Raw genomic sequence first — 18851 nt, 5'->3', positions numbered from 1 at the left:
ACCGCCCCGACGGCGGGCCCCCTCGGCATACAGGTGGTTATTACTGAACACACCGCAAGATATTTCGTGATTAATCCTGATTATACAGCCAGCCCATGCAAGAGAAGATACCCGAGTCGTACCTACCAGACGTGGGACCGAAGCTTGTTCACGCGTTGCCGGAGCTTCACTACCCCGAGCACGTCAACGTGGTTACCGAACTGGTCGACCGACACGTCTCGGAGGGGCGGGGGGACAACGTCGCCATTCGGTTCGAAGACGAGGAGATAACGTACGCCGAACTGCAACGACAGGTCAACCGCCTCGGGAGCGGCCTCGTGAATCTGGGCGTCGAGCCCGGCGACCGCGTGGTCGTTCGGTTCACGAACCGCCCCGAGGCAATCGTCTCCTGTCTCGCCGCCCAGAAGATCGGTGCGGTGGCGCTCCCCTCGATGAAACTGCTCCGCGCGGCCGAGCTCGTTCACATCATCAACAACGCCGAGGCCTCGACGGTCGTCGTCTACGACGCGCTTCTCGACGAGATCGACGAGGCGCTCCCGCGGACCGACGCGGTCGAGAACGTCGTCGTCGTCGAGCGAAACGGCGTCGAACACGACCACACGGATTACGACGAGCTGACCGCCGCGGCCGACGACGACCTCGACGCCTACCAGACGACCCGCGACGACCTCGCGCTCATGCTCTACACCTCCGGGACGACGGGCGAACCCAAGGGAGCGACGCACACGCACAGACAGGTGCTGGCGACCGCGGACAGCTACGCCCGGTACTGTCTCAACCCCACCGAAGCCGACGTGTTCGGCGGGAATCCGCCGCTCCCCTTCGCCTACGGCTACGGCGACTTGGTGACGATGCCGCTCCGGTTCGGCGCGACCACGAGCCTCGTCGAGAACGCGTCTCCCGGCGACCTGCTTCAGGCCGTCGAAGACCACGGAATCACGATTATCTGCTCGATACCGACCGCGTACAACCAGATTCTGCAGAATTACCCCGACGGTCCCGAGGAGTACGACACCTCGTCGCTCCGGATGGCAATCAGCGCCGGCGAACCCCTGACGCCGAGCACGTTCAACAAGTTCAAAGACAGCTACGGCGTGGAGATTTACGACGGCATCGGCACCACCGAGATGCTCCACATCTTCGTGAGCCATCGGGAGGGCCAAGACATCGACCCCGGAGCGACGGGCTACCCGGTCCCCGGATACGAGTGTAAGGTCGTCGACCCCGACACCGGTGACGAGCTTCCGCGCGGCGAGGCGGGTCTGCTCGCGGTTCGCGGGCCGACCGGCATCTCGTACTGGAACCGCCCGGAGAAACAGGAGAACGCGCTCGTCGACGGCTGGAGCCTCCCCGGCGACATCTACATTCACCGCGAGGACGGCCGCCTCGAATACAAGGCCCGAGAGGACGACCTCATCATCTCCAGCGGCTACAACATCCCCGGTCCGGAAGTCGAGTCCGTTCTGCAGGAGCTCGATGAGGTTTCCGAGGTTGCCGTCGTCGGCGCACCCGACGAGGAACGCGGACAGGTGGTCAAGGCCTTCGTCATCCTCGCAGACGGGTTCGAAGCGAGCGACGAGCTGACCGAGTCGCTCCAGAACCACGTCAAGAACACGCTCGCGCCGTACAAGTATCCGCGTCGCGTCGAGTACGTCGACGAGCTTCCGCGGACCGAGACCGGCAAGATTCAGCGCGTGAAGCTCCGCGAGCGCGAGCGCCAGCATCAGGAAGCCTGAGCATCGGGCGATGGGGTGATGGGGTATCGGGGTAGTTTCGCCCCGAGCGAACTCGGTCGGAGTCGGACGACTACCGTCGGACGTAGCCGCCGTCGACGTGAACCGTCTCGCCGGTGATCCAACTCGCGGCGTCGCTCGCGAGGAACACCACCGCGTTGGCGACTTCTTGGGGGCGGCCGACCCGTTCGAGCGCGTACGACTGCCCCAGTTTCTCGCGGTACTTCTCGACGAACGCCTTGGTCGACGGCGTCTCGACGGTGCCCGGACAGACGCAGTTGACGCGGACGCCGGACCCGCCGACCTCCTTGGACATCGTCTTCGTGAACGAGCGGTTCGCGGCCTTCGCCGCGCCGTACACCGCCAGTCCGGGGTCGTTCCCCCGGTAGGACGAACTCGCGTAGTTGATGACGACGCCGTCACCGCGCTCGACCATTCCGGGGAGCGCCGCGTGCGTGCAGTTGAGCGTCCCGTACAGCGAGACGCCGAGCTTCTCGTCCCAGTCGGCCGGCTCCGAGTCGAGGAAGTTCTCGACGCCCGCCACTCCGGCGTTGTTGACGAGGACGTCGAGCGAGCCGAACGCTTCGACGGTCGCTTCGACCATCGCCACCGCCGCGTCGTACTCCGAGACGTCGGTTTCGAGGCCGACCGCACGGACGCCGTGGGCGTCGGCGACCCGCTCCGCGACGGCCTCCGCGCCCGCGCCGTCGATGTCGGCGACGACGACGTTCGCTCCGAGGGCGGCGAAGGCCTCGGCGACGGCCTCGCCGATGCCCTGTGCGGCGCCGGTCACGCAGGCGGTTCGCCCCTCGAAGTCGAAGCCGTCTCTGATGTCCGGCGAGTCGATGGTCACGGCTTTACTTCCCCTCGAATTCCGGTTGCTCGTCGCTTCCGAAGGCGTCGATTGCCTTCGCGTAGTCGTCGGACTGCGCGAGGGCGGGCCACGCGTGGCTGGCGTACTCGATGCCGGCGTCGTAGCCGACGTTGCGCGTGATGTTGACCGCCTGTTTGATAGAGCGGACCGCGAGCGGCGGTTTGCTCGCGAGTTTCGACACCAGTTCGTCGACCCGGTCGTCGAGTTCGTCGGTGTCGGCGACGACGTCGGTCAGGATGCCGCTCTCGGCGGCTTCGGTGGCGCTGAGTTGGTCACCGGTCATGGTGATCTCCTTGGCTCGACTGGCACCGACCATCGTGGTCAGCCGTTGTGCCGCGGCACCGCCGGGGAGGACGCCGAAGTTCACTTCGGGCTGTCCGAACGAGGCGTCCTCGACGGCGAACCGGAAGTCCGACGACATCACGATTTCGAACCCGCCGCCGAGACAGAGTCCGTCGACGGCGGCGACGACGGGCGCATCGTACTCTTCGAAGGCCGCACACATCTCACAGAAGAGGTCGGGAACACGCTTTTTCTGGTGGTACGTCGAGAAGTCGCTCATCTCGCCGACGTCTAACCCCGAACAGAACGCCTTGTCACCCGCCGAGTCGACGATAACGGCCCTGACTGCGATGCCATCGGCCTCGTCGTCCAGCGCTTGGAAGGCGTCGAAGGCGTCGATGAGGTCGTGTTGCATCTGGATGTTAATCGCGTTCATCGCCTTCGGGCGGGCGAGCGTGATACGCCCCAGCCCGGTCTCCTCGTCGAACGACCAGTCGATGGTCTCGAAGTCGGTGTCTGACATCGACTGTCATTTCCCTAGCGGGCTATTAATACTTAACGACGCTCGTACCTGCCTTCACAGCCGGTGCGTATACAGAACTGTATACGACCCGTCGGTCGTCGTGCCATCTCGTGTGAAGTCGGCTGAGGCGACCTATATATTACAGACATATGTCTGTAATTTCTGACGTTGGAGACCGTCGTCGAGTCCGACCGATTTGGATTCGCACGGCGGCAAGAGCGATTCAATTACAGGCATATGGTTGTAACTATCATCGCAGATATATTATAGAACGACCGTGACAAATCCCGGTCCGAAACTGTATACACATCCGTATACACGACCGTCGTTCGAGCGCCGCGGTGGGAACTCGTTGGCACAGTGATCTCGTCGTGGCGTTCGAGAAGCGACTGCTCGAAAGTCGTAGCGCCAGCCCAAAAACGGACGAAAAGATGGGTTTCAGGGGCCGCAGTTCGACCGAAGCTTCAGGTCCGACCGCGCTTTTGCGACGCAGGTCAGGACGTAGCCTTCGTCTTTTTCGGACTCCGAGAGGAACATCGCCTCCACTTGGTCGACCTCGCCCTCGACGACCCGAAGGGCCGAACAGACGCCGCAGACGCCCATTCGGCACTGGTACGGAAGGTCGACTCCGACCTCTTCGGCGGCCTCCAACACCGGCCGGTCGTCGGGAACTTGGATGGTGCGCCCTTCGTCGACGAACTCGACTTCGTAGTATTCGACCATGTTAGAGGCGTTCTTCGTAGACGAGTTCGACGGGGTCCAGCCCGTGGGACTCCAGCATGTTCGCGGCGGCGTCGTCGTCCGCCAACACGTCGATTCGGTAGTAATCGACCGCCCGCGGCTCTTGTTTGAACCACACGGCCGCCGCGTCGAGTAACTCGCCGGCGACGCCCGCGCCGCGGTGTTCCTCGCGCACGAAGAGACCGTGGACGTATCCGTGGTTCGCGAGTCGAAAAATCGGGTGGTCGCCCATCACGCGGGCTTCGAGGACGCCGACGGGGTCGTCCTCGCCGTCGACCTCGGCCAAGAGCACGGTGCCGTACTTCGAATCGACGAGCTGGTTCTCGAAGTAGCGGAGCCAGCGCTCGTCGGCTTGGTCGCTGTGCCCGTATCGGTCGTCTAACCGCGAGAGGTGATTCGTGAACCCGTGCCAGAGCTCCAGTATATCGCTTCCATCTTCGTTCTCAGCATGACGCGTCTGAATACCCATACAACCGATACTGGACCGGACTGCCTAAAATATTCGTATCGAACTATATACCGAGTTACATTACGGCCGGCGCGTCGCTCGCGTCGGGGGTGAGACAGAGAAACATTCATAACGTTCGGCTCTAATTGTCTGATGAGTTCAATTAGATAAGCCATGCCAACGGAAAAACAATTTAAGAGCCAGCTACAGAACGGTCGCATGATCGAAGACGAGTCGGAGATGACCGAGGGGTACAAGAAGGCGCTGAAGGCGACCCTCAAGGTCTCGGCGGACACCGAACTCATGAGTGCGCCCGCGTACTACGAGATGTCGATGAACGCGCCGACGCTCGACTCGCGTGCGTCGTGTATCAGCGTCATCCAAGACGAACTCGGGCACGGCCACATCGCCTACCGACTGCTCGAAGACCTCGGTGAGGACCGCGAAGAGCTCATCTACGAGCGCGAGCCGCACGAGTTCCGCAACACCTACGGCTTCGACCAGCACCTCGAGACGTTCGCCGAACTCGTCTGCGGGCACGGGATGTTCGACCGCGCGGGGATGGTGCTTCTGAGCGACATCGAGGCGAACACCTCGTACGCCCCGTGGAAACGTGCGCTCCGGAAAGTCGGCAAAGAAGAGCAGTTCCACCTCCGTCACGGCGAAACGTGGATGCGCCGGCTGGTCAACAACTCCGAGAAAACGAAACAGCGCGTGCAGGACGCGGTCGACTGGATGTTCCCGATGGGAATCGAGTGGTTCGGCATGCCGGACGGCAAAAAGCACAACACGGACCAGCTCGACTACCGCATCAAGGGGAAAACCAACGACGAACTCCGACAGGAGTGGATGAGCCACACCGTTCCCCTCGCGAACGAACTGGACCTCGACGTGCCCGCGCACTTCGACGACGAGAGCGAGGAGTACGTCCTCGAATACGACATGCCGGTCGCGTTCGACGCCGACAACAAGGAGTGGCGCTTCGACGAGCCAATCGGCTGGGACGACGTCCTCGACCGGTGGCGCTCGCGCGGCCCCGCCAACGAGAAGTACGTCAACATGCTCCAGTCCGGCAAGTTAGAGGTGGAAGTGTAGTATGAGCGCGAACACCGCAGGTACCGGAACGGCCGGATTCACCATCGGACCCGAGGAGGACGCCGACGAGTTCGAACAGGAGCTCTGGGCGACCGTCGACGAGGTGCCCGACCCGCACATCCCGGTCAGTCTGGTCGACATGGCGATGATTTACGACATCGAGGCCGACGCCGGCGAGGTCACCGTCACGATGACCTACCCCTGTATGGGCTGTCCGGCCTACGACATGATTCAGGACGACGTTCGCGCCGTCCTTCGAACCGTCCGCGGCGTCACCGGCGTCACCATCGAGGTGACGTGGGACCCCGTCTGGTCGAAAGACATGCTCACCGACCGCGCGAGAGAGGAACTGCGAGACGCAGGAATCGGCCTATGAAGTACCACGTATTCACCCGCAACAGATCCGGAGACGACATGATACACGCAGGAACCGTTCAGGCGGATTCGGACCGCCTCGCGCGAATCTACGCCCACCGAACGTACGACGAAGAAGACTGGGACTTCATGGGCGTCGTCCGCGAGGAGGACCTACTCGAAGTCGACGAAGAACCCATCAGCAGTCGGGGTGTCGCATGAGCGCAGACGCCGAGAGTCGCTGGCCGGCGGTCGCCCGCGACTACGTGCAGGCCATCGCCGACACGAAGTTGCTCCTCGGCCAGCGCTACGGGGAGTGGATGCTGAAGGGTCCGAACCTCGAAGACGACATCTCCGGCGCGTCAAACGGGCAGGACGAAATCGGGCAGGTCCGACAGCTGTTCCGCCTGCTCGAAAAGCAGGGTGTCGACCGCGACTGGCTCGAAACCGACCGCGAGCCGGCGGAGTACGCCAACGCCCAACCGCTGGACGAGGAAGCCGAGGCGTGGCCGACGTTCATGGTTCAGGTGGCCCTCGCCGACCGGGCCGCGTGGCTCCTGCTCGACGCCATCCAACACGAGGACTTCACCGGCATGGTCCAGAAGATGGGCGAAGACGAGTACTTCCATCTCGAACACCACGACGCTCGTCTCGAAACGCTGGCGGTCGACCAGCCCGAGGCCGTCGAAGCCGCGCTCGAACGCTACTTCCCGGGCATCCTCGCGTTCATCGGTCCTGCGACCCACGGCGCGGGCGAGGACCCGCTCGTCGAGGCGGGCTTCACCGACCGCGCGGTCGCCGAGATTCGCGGCGCGTTCCGCGAGCACTACGTGGACCTGTTCGCGGGGACCGACGTCACCGTCCCCGCGCTGACGGACGACGTGCCGGACCCCGACGAGTGGGACGAGAAACGACGCCGGAGCGGTGACGGTCATATCGACCGGAGCGTCGCCGACCAACTGCAGGGCGTCACGAACAGGGAGTACGTCATCGAATGAGTTCCACCGAGTCGTTCGGCGACGGGAGCGGCGGCGTATCGGACCGCGGAGCCGACACGGGCGACGGCGATGGGGACGGCGACGCGCCCGAGGCCGTCTGTCCGTTCTGCGGCTCCGGCGACACCGAACGAGAGTCGAGATTCGGCGGCGAAGTCTCGAAGAGCCAGTACTACTGCAACGGCTGTCGAACCGTCTTCGAGCGCATCAAGTACGACGGCGCGATTCCGTCGACCGGCCGCGACCGAGACGGCACGCGCTGAACCGGAGCGCGCCCGTTCGCCCCCGCCTTAGCCGAGTTTTCGAAAGTCCCACGAGACGGTTCGCTCGGGCGTCACCGCGATTTTGACGCGCTCGTGACCGCTCGCGTCCGGGATGGACTTCACGGTGCCGAACAGCGCGCGCTCGATGTCCGCCACCCGTTCTGGGTCGTCGACGACGGCGGCCGGGCCGCGCCACTGGACGCCGCGATGCTCGGCGTATTCCGATTCCCCGGCGTCGACGACCGCCGCGGCGACGCCCGTCGACCTGATGTTTTCGACCTTGACCGAGTCCGCGTCGGTCTCGAAACAGAGGCGACCGTCGACGACCGCCGCGGCGACCGGCACGACGTGCGGCAACCCGTCCGAACCGACGGTGGCGACGCGAGCGACCGACGCCTCCTCGATGAGCGCTACCTGCTCCGCCCGAGAGAGGGCGATTCTGTCGTAGTTTCGAGGCATAGACGACGCTCAGAGCCCCAGCGCCGCGCTCGCCACCGTGGTCTTTTGAATCTCGGTGGTGCCGCCGATAATCGCGAGGATGCGGGCGTCGCGGTAGTACCGTTCGAGGGGGTAGTCCGTCCGGTAGCCCTTCCCGCCGTACACCTGCATGGCGTTTCGCGCACAGAACTCCGCGGCCTCGCTCGCCGTGAACTTCGCCCGCGACGACACGCGGGTGTCCCCCTCTCCGTCGGCGATGCGGACCGCGGAGTCGTAGACGAGACTGCGGGCCGATTCGAGTCGGGAGTCCATCTCCGCGACGAGCACCTGCACGGCCTGATACTCGCCGACGGCCTTGCCGCCCTGCCGCCTGTCGCCGGCGTATTCGACCGCCTCGTCGAACGCGGCTCGGCCGATTCCACAGCCGATGGCCCCGAGCCCCGTCCGAGCCATGTCGATGGTACCCATCGCGATGCGGAAGCCCTGACCGACGGCTCCCAAGAGCGCGTCCGCGTCGACCGCGACGTCATCGAACGTCGAATCGCCGGTGACGTGACCGTGCATTCCGAGGTACTCTCCCCGCTCGAACGAGAACCCGTCGACCTCGTCGGGGTTGGGAACGAGAAAGACGCTCACGCCGTGGGAGTCCTCGGGTTGCGGCCGTTTCCGCGCGACGACGAGGTGGATGTCGGCGACGCCCGCGTTCGTCCCGAACGACTTCTCTCCGGAGATGCGGTAGCCGGTGTCGGTCGCCTCGGCGACCGTCCCGAGTTCCGTCGGCGACGACCCCGCGCCGGGTTCGGTCAACAGCATCGAGCCGATAGCGTCGCCGGCGACCATATCGGGTAACAGTCGCTCGCGCTGTGTGTCGGTGCCGAAGTTCAACACGGGGAGCATCGCGAACGTGTGGCCCTGAATCGTCTCCGCCACCGCGCCGCTCTCCTCGGCGATGCGCTCTATCGCGAGGCAGTACGAGAGGAAGTCCCCGCCGAGGCCGCCGTACTCCTCGGGAACGGGAATCCCCAACAGTCCGGCGTCGCCGGCGGCCTCGACGACGTCGCGGGGGAACGCCCGAGTTCGCTCGATTTCCTCGGCGCGGGGGGCGAGCGACTCCGTCGCAAACGATTCCGCGCGGTCCAGCACGTCGTGGTGCTCCTCGGAGAGAGCACGCTCCAGTAACGTCATACCCTCCCCTCGTGTGTCGAGGACCTTATCTGTAACGCGAAACGGCGACCGCTCGGTCAGCGGTCGACGCCGTCGAACGACCGGGCGTCGCCCCTGACGTATCTGTCCGGACCGACACCGACCCGTTCGGCCAGCCCGCGGTCGGCGGCGAACGCCAGATGCGCGGCGGCCTCGCCGGCCCCCATCTTCGCGTGGATACCGCGCATCTCGCCGAACAGCGAGCGCGCGACGGCCCACGGAGTCACCCCGTCACCGTCCCGGTCGGGAAGCGCCGCGACGGCGTTGCGGACCCGCTCGTCGTGGTGGGCGCAAATCGCGTCGATTCGGTCGAGGAGTTCGACCGACGAGCCGTGGCCGGGGAACGCGACCGGTGGGGCGTCGGCCGCGCGGGCGCGCTCGCGAACGCGGTCAAGCGTGGCGAGGTACGTCGCGAGCGCGTCGGTCAGTCTGGTGTCGGTCCCGCCGACGTTCGGCGTGTACGTCGGGAGGACCGCGTCACCGAGAAACAGGGCGTCACCGGCGTCGAGCACGACATGTCCCGCGGTGTGTCCCGGCGCGTGAACGACCTCGACGCCCCCCACCGTCGCGCCGTCAGTGAGCGTGACGACGGGATGTTCGTCGGGCATCGGAGACGGCTCGTCGGCGTCTCGAAGCCCCGAAACGAGGGCGTCGGGAACCCCCCACTCGCGGAGGCGGCGGGCGTCTCGGTCCAGTCGGCAGTTCCGCGCGGTGGCGTACTCCGCGACCAACGGCGCGTCCGCTTCGTGCAGGGCGAGCCTCGCGTCGGCGGCCGCCGCGAGTCTGGGAGCCAACCCGGCGTGGTCGGCGTGCCAGTGCGTGACGACGACCGTCTCGACCCGCTCGACGGGGAGTCCCGCCGCCGCCAACCCCGACCGCAGAACCGCCCACGACGCGTCTCCCGGCGGCCCCGGGTCGACGACGACGCCGCGGTCCGGGAGCACGTACGTGCTGTTTTCGCCTTCGGGGCTCGCGGCTGTGTGCGCGATGCGTTCCGTCCTCCCGTCGGGGCTCACTCGTCACCACCGTCCGTCGCGTCGCCTCGCTGTCCCCGGGGTTCGTGTTCGTCGCCGTGGTCGAACCCCATGTCGGCCCAGTCGGCCCGGACGGCCTCTCGAAGCGCCTCGGGATACATCGTCTCGAAGGTGACCCGCGGGGCGATGAACTCCTCGTCCCACCGAGGGTCCCACGCGGCGTTGACGTAGACGTTCGCGCCCGTCGAGCCGTCCTGTCGGTAGTACGGCGCGCTCGCCGCCGGCGCGGCGGAGTCGGAGAACTCCCAGTCGTTTGCCGGGTGCGCCTTCACCCAGATGTCGTCGAACGCCCGCGCGAGGTCCATCGGGCGGGTCTCCGTGTCGAGCACGACGATTTTGTCGAAGAGCCGCGAGAACGAAAACAGCGTGTTGGCGAGTTGCCACTCGAAGCCCGCGTACAGGATTTCGCTGGCGACGAGGCAGATGCCGAGTCCGGTCTCCGCGGGCAACGCGAGCCACTCGACCGGCGCGACGCCCCAGTAGTTGTTCACGCGGCCGTACAGACGGGCGGCCTCGATGACGGACAGGAGCACGCGGCCGTCGGCCATCGGTGCGCCGGTCGGTGAGAACGGGACGACCGGGTTCTCGCGGACGGTCACTCGTTCGGCGCGGGCCTCGACGGTCGCCGTCGCCATCGCGTCCTCCCACGGCTCCCGACGCGTCTCGGGCGCTCGACCCGCGTCGTCGCCGTCGGCGCGACCCGTAATCGTCGCTTCCACGAGCACCTCGCTTTCCGCCGGGACGGCTCCCGCGGCCGTCGAGGCCACCGGAACCGGTCCGAACACGTTCGCGATGGCCGGCGCGCCGGCGACCTGCGTCTCGCCGACCCAGCGCATGATTGCGCCCACGAGCGCCGCCGGCGGCGTTCCGAGCGCGAACGAGACGGTCGTTCCCGCGGCGACGTCGGCGGCGAGCTCCGCCGGAACCGAGAGCCTGAGCCCGTTGCTCCCGCGGACGGAGCCCCGAACCGGGAACCACTCGACTGCGTTGGTGTCGACCGCGTCGGACGCCCGCTCGTTGTCGGCATCGCCTCCACCGTTGGCCGTTTCCGAGTGTGCGCCGAGTCCGAGGGTGACCGACGGGACGCCGGTGTCCGATACCGCCGGGAGTCCCAGCGAGCGGAGGTCGGACACCGTCTCCGTGGCGGCCGCGGATTCCACCGCGGGCACGGGACCGCCGTGACGGGCGGCGACCAGCGCGTCGAGCACGTCGAGGTAGCCCGCGTCGAAGCCGAGCCCCAGCGCCGCGCCGAGACGCGACCAGGGGTCGCGCGAACGCACTGCGAGCCGGTCGGGGCCGCCGAGTCCCCCGGCGAGGAGTCGCGCGTGGCCCCCGGCGTCCGTGAGGAGCACGGCCGGCCCGTTGGCCCGCGCCGCCTCGGCGCTCACCGCGAACGCGGTGTCCGCCCAGTGCGTTCGCTCGTCGATTCGGACCAGGTCGTCGGCGTCGTCGAGTCGGTCGAGCAGGTCGCGAACACCGAGCATTACAGGCTCCCTCCGTCGGTGCCGTCGACGGTGACACCGGCCGCCGAGAGGATGTCACGGGCGCGTTCCCGGACGAAGTCGTCGTCGACGAGGCCTGCGTCGGCGCGGTTCCCGTCGTCGTCGCCCGAGGTGGCGTCGATGTACGCTTTCGTCGTCTTGGTCTTGGACGTGCCGGTCTCGCCGTCTCCCTTCTCCTCCGGCGTCTGGTAGATGTTCAGGGGGACTTTCGGCATCGCGACCGTGCCGAACTGGTGGAAATCCGACTCCGGGTCGGCGTGGAGCGCGAGCGATTCGAGCACTTCCCGAACCGACAGCGGGTTCACGTCCGAGTCGACGAACACGAAGAAGTCGACGTGGAGCATCCCCCACGTGGTGAAGATGAAGTTCGCCAGTTCGTGGAGGTAGCCGGGGCGGGACACGTCGGTCGAAACGACGTAGACGGTCCGGGAGGTGAACCGCCACGGAACGCACTTCTCGACGTCGTAGCCGGCCGTTCGCAGACCGAGCGTGGCGTCGGGTCCGACGCACGCCACTTCGACTGTCGCGCTCGTGTTCAGCGTGTGGCCGACGCCCGAGCCCTCGACGCAGAACGGTATCACGGGGCGTCGTCGGTGGGTAATCGCGTCCACTTGGAGGACCGGCATCGAGCGGCGGGGACCGTGCATGTAGCCGAAGTAATCACCGAACGGCCCCTCGTCCAGTCGTTCGTTCGGCACGACGTGCCCCTCGACGACGATTTCGGCGTTCGCCGGCACCAGCAGGTCGTTCGTCTCGCACTCGACGAGTTCGACCGGCTCGCGCTTCAGCCCGCCGGCGAACCCCGCCTCGTCGCGCCCCGTGGGTATCCACATCGAGGAGGTCACCTGCGTCGCGGGCTCTCCCCCGATGACGAGCGCGACCGGCATCGGCTCGCCCCGTCGTTCGTACTTGTAGTAGTAGATGTTCGGCGTCTGCTCACCCGCGAGGAGAAGCAGGCTCGCGCGCTCGCCGTCCTGCACCATCGCCCGGTGAACCGACCAGTCTATCCACTCCGAGTCGGGGTCCTTCACGACCATCGTGTGGAGGTTGGAGTACCGTCCGCCGTCGCCGGCGTGGATGTACGGCCACGGGAGCGACAGCAGATTGGCGTCCCCGTTGCGCCGAACGACCTCCTTACAGGGCGCGCCGTCGCCGTCGACGGTTTCGGGAGCGATGGGTCGCTTGAGCCGGTCGATGACCGTCTCGTAGTACTCGTCGGCAGAGAGCCCCGGGTCCAGTCCGAGCGCGAGGGCGATTCGGTCCCACGGCCGCCGCCGACTGCCGCGGTACGGGTCTCCGACGAGTCGCGCGTCGATGTCCGTGTCCGCGACCGACTCGAAGAGCGGAATCCGGTCGTCGCGCTGGTTCGCGAGCATCGTTATCGCGCTCGCTTCGAGGTCCCACGAGACCGACCGGTCGATTCGAGCGACGTCGCCCCGGCGTTCGAGACGCGAGACGTACTCGCGGAGGCTCTCTGTGGGGTGGTCGGCGTTCACGTCTCGTCACCACCTGTGAGCCGCCGCGAGAGGTCGTCCTGTTCGAGGCGGACCCGCCGTTCGACGTATCGGTCGAGGAGCAACGGACGGGTCTCGGCGAGGTGTTGGGTCACGAACGTTCGGACTGCCTCGGAGACGGAGTCGTACTCCCCGGTCTCGACGAGGTACGTGACGAGGGCGCGGACGTCCTCGCTTCGCACCGTGACCACGTCGGACTGCGTTCGACTCTGCTCGATGCACCGGTCGAGGACTCGGTCGTCGACCGGGGCCCCGTCGAGGTCGGCCTCGATTATCTCGATGTACCACTGCTCTTCGACGTTCTCGTGGGGGCCGCGGAGCACCGTCAGCGGCTCGGGGTCGTCGAGTTCGTGACTGTCCCGCGAGAGGCGCGCACGCGTCTGAAAAATCTCCTTTGTCTCCTGATTCGTCACCTGAACCGTCACTTCTCCCCCCGTGTCCGACGGTAGGTGGTCCTCAGACGTGATGTACTGCGGACTCATCCGACACACTCCCCTTCTTCGGTTTCCAGCACCATTGGTGACACGCTCGTACTGCTGGTGCATAAAGTCATCGTGCCGATACCGGCGGCTATCCGGTCCGAGAGCGTAGAATACTATATGAGTATACTGGACAGTATACATCCGATTGTACACGATTGTTCGGGATTTAAAATCGAGTCGGGCACCGTCTCGGCGGAGCGATACCCGCCGAACCGCACGGTTGGGTTCGTAGCGACCCCTCACCGCGGTCGGCGCGTCACGTCGGTTCGTCTACGGTATTGTCTAAACAGCGGTGAGCTGTCGATTGCGTGGCCCCGCAGGGGTGGCGGTCGCGGCGGCGGTCACTCCACGTAGCGATGCGGCCCGGCTTCGACGAACTCCCGGCCGAGTTCGACGTAGTGGTCGCGCGTGTCGTCGATTTCGGCCAGTTGCGCGTCCGAAAGCGGTCGGGTTTCCGCGGGGACGCCGTACGCGAGATGGCCCGACGGCACGGTCTGGTCGTGGGTGACGACGGCGTTCGCGGCGACGATGCTGTGGGATTCGACGGTCGCCCCGCCGAGGACGCGGCTCCCCATCCCGACGAGCGCGTCGTCCTCGACAGTCGCGAAATCGACGACCGCGCCGTGACCGATGCTCACGCCGTCTCCGACCGTTGCGCCGTGGAGCATCGTGAACTCCTGCACGTTGGTGTCCGCGCCGACCGTCACGGACCCCCGGTCGCCGCGGAGGCAGACGAACGGCCAGAGACTCGCGCGCGCCCCGACGACGACGTCTCCCACGAGGTAGGCCATCTCCGAGACGGACGCGCGCTCGTCTATCACGGGTTCCATCCCGTCGAACGTGTGTTGCATCACCTCACGATGCGACGCCGACCGGTATAGTGGTTCGTGTCACGGCGACGGGATGGCGTTCCCGTTCTACCTGAACCGGTGTGATTTAAACACCTGCGGGTGAATCAACGAGTGTAATGAAGTTCGTTCGATTCAATCAGCGCCGACTCGGTCTGTTGACCGACGACGGCGAGGGTATCGTCGATGTGACCGACCGCCTCGGGCTCACGAGCGACGAACCGCTCGTCGAGTACATGGAGGGAGACTACGACGCGAGCGAGTACGTCGACGCAGACGCCGATTTCGACGTGTCGGACGTCACGCTCGACGCGCCGGTCGAACGCCCCGGGAAGGTCATCGCCGCGCCGCTCAACTACGAGAACCACATCGCAGAGGCCATCGCGGACAAAGACATCACGACCGACGAGTGGTTCTCCATCGAGGATAAGGGCTACTTCCTGAAGGCTCCGTCGAGCGTCATCGGCCCCTCGGAGAACATCGTCATCCCGTTTTCCGACCGCCGAATCGACCACGAAATCGAACTCGCGTTCGTCATGGGCGAGGAGTCGAAAGACGTCTCTAACGACGAGGCGTGGGAGAACATCTTCGGCTACACGATTCTCCTCGACATCTCCGTCCGCGGCGACCAAGACCGCTCGAACCGGAAGTCCTACGACACGTTCACGGTCGTCGGCCCCTGCGTCGTCACGCCCGACGAGATCGGTGAGCCCCAGTCGCTCGACCTCGAACTCGCCGTGAACGGCGAGGTCCGTCAGTCCGAAAACACCAGTGAGATGGTCTACACGTGCGCGGACGTCGTCCAGTACGCCTCCATCGGCGCGACGATAGAGGTCGGCGACGTCATCACGACCGGGACGCCGGAAGGCGTCGGCCCCCTCGCGGACGGCGACACCGTCGACGCGACAATCGAGAACATCGGTTCGATGACCGTCGGCGTCGAAGAACGCGACGTGTCGTTCGCCGACGTGGACGTCCAAAAGCACGGACAGAACTGACCCTCGCCACGGTTTTTTGCGGGCCGACTGACCGCCCACGCGTCAGTCGCTCCGGTCGTCGGCAGTCCTGTCGCTCCGGTCGTCGGCAGTCCTGTCGCTTCGGCCGCCCGACGGTCCGGTCAGCCGCCGGTGCGACGAGCGACCGGGTGACGTGTGGTAGCGTAAGCCACTAATACGATGACGCCGTCCGTTCGCGTGTACGAGAGTCAACTCGACCGCCGCCGGTGTCGGTTCGGGGCTCTCCGAGACGGGGGTCTCATCGCGGACGAACGGAACCGAGCCGACACCGAGTTCGCCGACTTCGACCGGTCCGGGGAGACGCCCGGTAGCGCCCGCCCGAACCACACCGGCGCTCGCCGTTCGGCGTCGGCCGACGCGACCACCGACCAAGACGTTGCGATTACTATCCGAGAACACCGCATGACGACGCGACAGACAGCCGCCACCGACCCGGCAGACGCATCGGACACGAACTACGACTACGTGAGCGACGATATCGAACGGCCGGACCTCGTCGCCGCGCTCGAACGGCGCGTCAGCGGCGACGTTCGCTTCGACTCCTACTCCCGCCAGCTGTACGCGACCGACGCCAGCGCCTACGAGGTGACGCCCATCGGGGTCGTCTTCCCGGCGGACACCGCGGACGTCGCGGCGGTCGTCGAATACTGCGCGCGAGAAGACGTTCCCGTGCTCCCGCGCGGCGGCGGGACCAGTCTCGCCGGACAGACGGTGAACGAGGCGGTCGTCCTCGACTTCACGAGATATATGGACGCGCCGCTTTCGGTCGCACCCGAGGCGCGGACGGCGCGCGTCCAGCCGGGCGTCACGCTGTCGGAGCTGAACGAGACGCTCGCGCCGCACGACCTGAAGTTCGCGCCCGACCCCGCCGCCGGGAACCGGAGCGTCATCGGCGGCGCTATCGGGAACAACTCGACGGGGTCGCACTCGCTGAAGTACGGCAAGACGGACGCCTACGTCGAGGAAGTCGAAGCCGTCCTCGCCGACGGGACGGTGACGACGTTCGGCGAGGTCACGCTGGACGCGCTTCGCGAGGGGGCCGACCCCAACGGGAGCATCCGAGAGCGCGTCTACGCCGAAGTCCACCGCATCCTCGAATCGGAGTCGGACCTCGTCCGCGAACGCTACCCCGACCTGAAGCGCAACGTCTCGGGCTACAACCTCGATTGGCTCGTCGACGAGGCCGAGTCGGGGTCGGTGAACCTCGCTCGACTGCTCGCCGGCTCCGAGGGGACGCTCGCGCTCATCACCGAGGTCACCGTCTCGCTCGAACCCGTCCCGGAGACCAAAGCGGTCGCGCTTCTCACCTACGACGAGCTGATGACGGCGGTCAGAGACGTCGTGGCGGTCCTCGAACACGACCCGGCGGCGGTCGAGTTCATCGACGACACGCTCATCGACCTCGCCGGCGACACCTCGGAGTTCGAAGACGTCGTGGGGATGCTCCCCGACGGCACGCGGGCCGCGCTCCTCGTCGAGTTCTACGCCGAAGACGGCGAGACCGGCCGCGAGAAGGTCGACGCGCTCGTCGCGGACCGCGTCGGCGAGAGCGCCGTCGACGCCATCGAGGCCCACGACGAGGCGGCCCGCGGCCGGGTCTGGAAGCTCCGGAAGGCCGGGAACCCGATTCTCCTCTCGCGGACGACCGACGAGAAACACCTCTCGTTCATCGAGGACTGCGCCGTCCCGGCCGAGCACCTCCCCGAGTTCGTCACCGGGTTCCGCGACGTGCTCGATGACCTCGGGACGTTCGCGGCGTTCTACGGCCACGCGGGACCGGGCGTCCTGCACGTCCGCCCGCTCGTCACCACGAAGACCGCCGAGGGACTCGCGACGTACGAGGAGATTTCCGACCGCGTGACCGAACTCGTCGTCGAACTCGGCGGAAGCGTCTCGGGCGAACACGGCGACGGCCGGGCGCGGACCCAGTGGAACCGCAGACTCTACGGGGACTCGCTGTGGGAGACGTTCCGAGGGCTGAAGGCGGCGTACGACCCCGACTGGCTCCTCAACCCCGGTCAGGTCTGCGGCTACGAACCGGACGAGTCGCTCCCGGACGACGCGCCCGAGCGCGCCCGGCGCGTCTCGATGACCGAAAACCTGCGATACGACCCCGACTACGAGTTCGACGCCGGCTTCGACCCCGCGCTCGAATGGGCGAACGACAACGGGTTCGAGGGGATGGCCGAGCTCTGTCACGGCTGTGCCGGCTGTCGCGGCGACCAGGCCACGACCGGCGGCGTGATGTGTCCGACCTACCGGGCCAGCGGCGAGGAGATACAGTCGACGCGTGGCCGCGCGAACCTCCTCCGGCAGGCGATGAGCGGCGACCTCTCGGCGGACGAGCAGTTCGACGACGAGTTCATGCACGAGGTTCTCGACCTCTGTATCGGCTGTAAGGGCTGTTCGAACGACTGTCCGAGCGAGGTCGACATGGCGAAGCTGAAAGCCGAGATGACCCACGAGTACCACCAGCGCGAGGGGGCGAGCCTCCGCGATAAGCTGTTCGCCAACGTCGACACGCTCTCGAAGGTGGGAAGCGCGTTCGCTCCCGTCTCGAACTGGGCGACGAAAATCCCGGGCGCGCGGTCCCTGTTGGAGTCCGCTGTCGGTATCACGTCCGAGGCGACGCTCCCGTCGTTCGAGCGCGAGACGCTCCACGACTGGTTCGAGGCCCGCGGCGGGTCGCAGGTCGCCCCGGCGGACGCCGAGCGGACGGCCGTCTTCTTCGTCGACACGTACACGAACTACAGTCACCCGGACCCCGGAAAAGCGGCCGTGCGCGTGCTGGAGGCGGCGGGCGTTCGCGTCGAACTCGCGGACCACACCGACAGCGGCCGGCCCGCACATTCGAAGGGCTTTCTCGACGTCTCGCGGGACACGGCGCGCGAGAACGTCGCGGAACTCGCCCCGAAGGTCGAAGCGGGACGCGACGTCGTGTTGGTCGAGCCGTCCGACGCGGTGATGCTCCAGTCCGACTACCTCGACCTGCTCTCGGGGCCCGCCGTCGAGCGGGTCGCTCGCAACACCTACGGCGTGATGGAGTACCTCGATTCGTTCCGACTCGACGAGCGACTGGCGTTCGACGCGCCGAGCGAGTCGCTCGCCTATCACGGCCACTGTCACCAGAAGTCCGTGAAGAAAGACCACCACGCGGTCGGCGTGCTCAGGCGCGCCGGCTACGCCGTCGACCCGCTCGACTCCGGCTGTTGCGGGATGGCCGGGAGCTTCGGCTACGAGGCCGAACACCGGTCGATGAGCGACGCCATCGGGGAGATTCTGTTCGAGCAGGTGGCGGCGAGTGACGGACAGCGGGTCGTCGCGCCGGGCGCGTCCTGCCGGACCCAACTCGGTGACCGCGACGACGACGCGGAACGCCCCCCGACACCAATCGAACAGGTCGAACGGGCCGTCCGGACCACACGGTAGAACGGCCAGTCCCGAACCGCATCGAAGTCGGCCTGAGCGGCGACGCGCGGACGCCCGCGGCCGGGGGTTCGCGGGGT

The 18851-nt window shown here is 66.5% G+C and carries 19 protein-coding genes; 8 read left to right on the top strand and 11 right to left on the bottom strand.

Annotated features, from left to right (window positions below):
* The first annotated feature begins 95 nt into the window (after positions 1-95).
* Entirely contained in the window at positions 96-1736 is a 1641-nt protein-coding gene (locus tag ACFQI8_RS01245; RefSeq protein WP_390242316.1) for an acyl-CoA synthetase, read from the top strand.
* Positions 1737-1806: 70 nt separating this feature from the next.
* Here ACFQI8_RS01245 and ACFQI8_RS01240 read toward each other — a convergent pair whose 3' ends face one another.
* From ACFQI8_RS01240 to ACFQI8_RS01225, 4 genes are all read right to left on the bottom strand, one after another.
* Positions 1807-2586, bottom strand: coding sequence for an SDR family NAD(P)-dependent oxidoreductase (locus ACFQI8_RS01240; RefSeq protein WP_390242314.1), 780 nt, complete (start codon positions 2584-2586; stop codon positions 1807-1809).
* Between the two features lie 4 nt (positions 2587-2590).
* A complete protein-coding gene (locus ACFQI8_RS01235; RefSeq protein ID WP_390242313.1) occupies positions 2591-3412 on the bottom strand; it encodes an enoyl-CoA hydratase/isomerase family protein in 822 nt (273 codons plus the stop codon).
* 438 nt (positions 3413-3850) lie between these two features.
* Complete coding sequence (locus tag ACFQI8_RS01230; protein WP_390242312.1) at positions 3851-4135, bottom strand: 2Fe-2S iron-sulfur cluster-binding protein; 285 nt, start codon at positions 4133-4135, stop codon at positions 3851-3853.
* A gap of 1 nt (position 4136) precedes the next feature.
* Complete coding sequence (locus ACFQI8_RS01225) at positions 4137-4622, bottom strand: GNAT family N-acetyltransferase (protein WP_390242311.1); 486 nt, start codon at positions 4620-4622, stop codon at positions 4137-4139.
* 198 nt (positions 4623-4820) lie between these two features.
* Between ACFQI8_RS01225 and ACFQI8_RS01220 the strand changes: the two genes are divergently transcribed.
* From ACFQI8_RS01220 to ACFQI8_RS01200, 5 genes are read left to right on the top strand one after another with little or no spacing between them, the layout of a single operon-like run.
* Entirely contained in the window at positions 4821-5696 is an 876-nt protein-coding gene (locus ACFQI8_RS01220; RefSeq protein ID WP_390242310.1) for a Phenylacetic acid catabolic protein, read from the top strand.
* 1 nt (position 5697) lies between these two features.
* A complete protein-coding gene (locus tag ACFQI8_RS01215; protein ID WP_390242308.1) occupies positions 5698-6072 on the top strand; it encodes a metal-sulfur cluster assembly factor in 375 nt (124 codons plus the stop codon).
* A 38-nt stretch (positions 6073-6110) separates the two neighbouring features.
* Positions 6111-6272, top strand: coding sequence for a phenylacetic acid degradation PaaB family protein (locus tag ACFQI8_RS01210; protein WP_255516603.1), 162 nt, complete (start codon positions 6111-6113; stop codon positions 6270-6272).
* Positions 6269-7048, top strand: a complete 780-nt coding sequence (locus ACFQI8_RS01205) for a Phenylacetic acid catabolic protein (RefSeq protein ID WP_390242306.1) — start codon at positions 6269-6271, stop codon at positions 7046-7048. The genes ACFQI8_RS01210 and ACFQI8_RS01205 overlap by 4 nt, the downstream gene beginning before the upstream one ends.
* Positions 7045-7308, top strand: coding sequence for a PaaD-like zinc ribbon domain-containing protein (locus ACFQI8_RS01200; RefSeq protein ID WP_390242304.1), 264 nt, complete (start codon positions 7045-7047; stop codon positions 7306-7308). The genes ACFQI8_RS01205 and ACFQI8_RS01200 overlap by 4 nt, the downstream gene beginning before the upstream one ends.
* Before the next feature lie 27 nt (positions 7309-7335).
* On the opposite strand, the gene ACFQI8_RS01195 is transcribed toward ACFQI8_RS01200, so the two are convergent.
* From ACFQI8_RS01195 to ACFQI8_RS01165, 7 genes are all read right to left on the bottom strand, one after another.
* A complete protein-coding gene (locus ACFQI8_RS01195; protein WP_390242303.1) occupies positions 7336-7767 on the bottom strand; it encodes a pyridoxamine 5'-phosphate oxidase family protein in 432 nt (143 codons plus the stop codon).
* Positions 7768-7776: 9 nt separating this feature from the next.
* Positions 7777-8931 carry an acyl-CoA dehydrogenase family protein gene (locus ACFQI8_RS01190; protein ID WP_390242301.1) on the bottom strand — a complete coding sequence of 385 codons (1155 nt, stop codon included), beginning with the start codon at positions 8929-8931 and terminating at the stop codon, positions 7777-7779.
* A gap of 56 nt (positions 8932-8987) precedes the next feature.
* On the bottom strand, positions 8988-9965 hold the full coding sequence (locus ACFQI8_RS01185) for an MBL fold metallo-hydrolase (protein WP_390242300.1): 978 nt from the start codon (positions 9963-9965) through the stop codon (positions 8988-8990).
* On the bottom strand, positions 9962-11467 hold the full coding sequence (locus ACFQI8_RS01180; protein ID WP_390242299.1) for a UbiD family decarboxylase: 1506 nt from the start codon (positions 11465-11467) through the stop codon (positions 9962-9964). The genes ACFQI8_RS01185 and ACFQI8_RS01180 overlap by 4 nt, the downstream gene beginning before the upstream one ends.
* Positions 11467-12981, bottom strand: coding sequence for a UbiD family decarboxylase (locus ACFQI8_RS01175; RefSeq protein ID WP_390242298.1), 1515 nt, complete (start codon positions 12979-12981; stop codon positions 11467-11469). The genes ACFQI8_RS01180 and ACFQI8_RS01175 overlap by 1 nt, the downstream gene beginning before the upstream one ends.
* A complete protein-coding gene (locus tag ACFQI8_RS01170; RefSeq protein WP_390242297.1) occupies positions 12978-13481 on the bottom strand; it encodes a hypothetical protein in 504 nt (167 codons plus the stop codon). Before ACFQI8_RS01170 ends, ACFQI8_RS01175 begins: the two co-directional genes overlap by 4 nt.
* Positions 13482-13822: 341 nt before the next feature.
* A complete protein-coding gene (locus ACFQI8_RS01165; RefSeq protein ID WP_390242295.1) occupies positions 13823-14332 on the bottom strand; it encodes a gamma carbonic anhydrase family protein in 510 nt (169 codons plus the stop codon).
* Between the two features lie 116 nt (positions 14333-14448).
* Between ACFQI8_RS01165 and ACFQI8_RS01160 the strand changes: the two genes are divergently transcribed.
* Both ACFQI8_RS01160 and ACFQI8_RS01155 read left to right on the top strand, forming a co-directional pair.
* A complete protein-coding gene (locus tag ACFQI8_RS01160; protein ID WP_390242294.1) occupies positions 14449-15327 on the top strand; it encodes a fumarylacetoacetate hydrolase family protein in 879 nt (292 codons plus the stop codon).
* 420 nt (positions 15328-15747) lie between these two features.
* Positions 15748-18774 carry an FAD-binding and (Fe-S)-binding domain-containing protein gene (locus ACFQI8_RS01155; protein WP_390242958.1) on the top strand — a complete coding sequence of 1009 codons (3027 nt, stop codon included), beginning with the start codon at positions 15748-15750 and terminating at the stop codon, positions 18772-18774.
* The last annotated feature ends 77 nt before the right edge of the window (positions 18775-18851 follow it).

It is taken from the genome of Haloferax chudinovii (assembly GCF_042663345.1).
Classification (GTDB): Archaea; Halobacteriota; Halobacteria; order Halobacteriales; family Haloferacaceae; genus Haloferax; species Haloferax chudinovii.
Note: the sequence above shows the minus strand (reverse complement) of the source record. Positions and strands in the feature narration are given on the sequence as shown.

Excerpts from the sequence above, each read along its gene's own strand:
- ACFQI8_RS01245 (WP_390242316.1), top strand. The coding sequence starts at position 96 with ATGCAAGAGAAGATACCCGAGTCGTACCTACCAGACGTGGGACCGAAG.
- ACFQI8_RS01235 (WP_390242313.1), bottom strand. The coding sequence starts at position 3,412 with ATGTCAGACACCGACTTCGAGACCATCGACTGGTCGTTCGACGAGGAG.
- ACFQI8_RS01230 (WP_390242312.1), bottom strand. The coding sequence starts at position 4,135 with ATGGTCGAATACTACGAAGTCGAGTTCGTCGACGAAGGGCGCACCATC.
- ACFQI8_RS01225 (WP_390242311.1), bottom strand. The coding sequence starts at position 4,622 with ATGGGTATTCAGACGCGTCATGCTGAGAACGAAGATGGAAGCGATATA.
- ACFQI8_RS01220 (WP_390242310.1), top strand. The coding sequence starts at position 4,821 with ATGATCGAAGACGAGTCGGAGATGACCGAGGGGTACAAGAAGGCGCTG.
- ACFQI8_RS01215 (WP_390242308.1), top strand. The coding sequence starts at position 5,698 with ATGAGCGCGAACACCGCAGGTACCGGAACGGCCGGATTCACCATCGGA.
- ACFQI8_RS01210 (WP_255516603.1), top strand. The coding sequence starts at position 6,111 with ATGATACACGCAGGAACCGTTCAGGCGGATTCGGACCGCCTCGCGCGA.
- ACFQI8_RS01205 (WP_390242306.1), top strand. The coding sequence starts at position 6,269 with ATGAGCGCAGACGCCGAGAGTCGCTGGCCGGCGGTCGCCCGCGACTAC.
- ACFQI8_RS01200 (WP_390242304.1), top strand. The coding sequence starts at position 7,045 with ATGAGTTCCACCGAGTCGTTCGGCGACGGGAGCGGCGGCGTATCGGAC.
- ACFQI8_RS01195 (WP_390242303.1), bottom strand. The coding sequence starts at position 7,767 with ATGCCTCGAAACTACGACAGAATCGCCCTCTCTCGGGCGGAGCAGGTA.
- ACFQI8_RS01190 (WP_390242301.1), bottom strand. The coding sequence starts at position 8,931 with ATGACGTTACTGGAGCGTGCTCTCTCCGAGGAGCACCACGACGTGCTG.
- ACFQI8_RS01180 (WP_390242299.1), bottom strand. The coding sequence starts at position 11,467 with ATGCTCGGTGTTCGCGACCTGCTCGACCGACTCGACGACGCCGACGAC.
- ACFQI8_RS01170 (WP_390242297.1), bottom strand. The coding sequence starts at position 13,481 with ATGAGTCCGCAGTACATCACGTCTGAGGACCACCTACCGTCGGACACG.
- ACFQI8_RS01165 (WP_390242295.1), bottom strand. The coding sequence starts at position 14,332 with ATGCAACACACGTTCGACGGGATGGAACCCGTGATAGACGAGCGCGCG.
- ACFQI8_RS01160 (WP_390242294.1), top strand. The coding sequence starts at position 14,449 with ATGAAGTTCGTTCGATTCAATCAGCGCCGACTCGGTCTGTTGACCGAC.
- ACFQI8_RS01155 (WP_390242958.1), top strand. The coding sequence starts at position 15,748 with ATGACGACGCGACAGACAGCCGCCACCGACCCGGCAGACGCATCGGAC.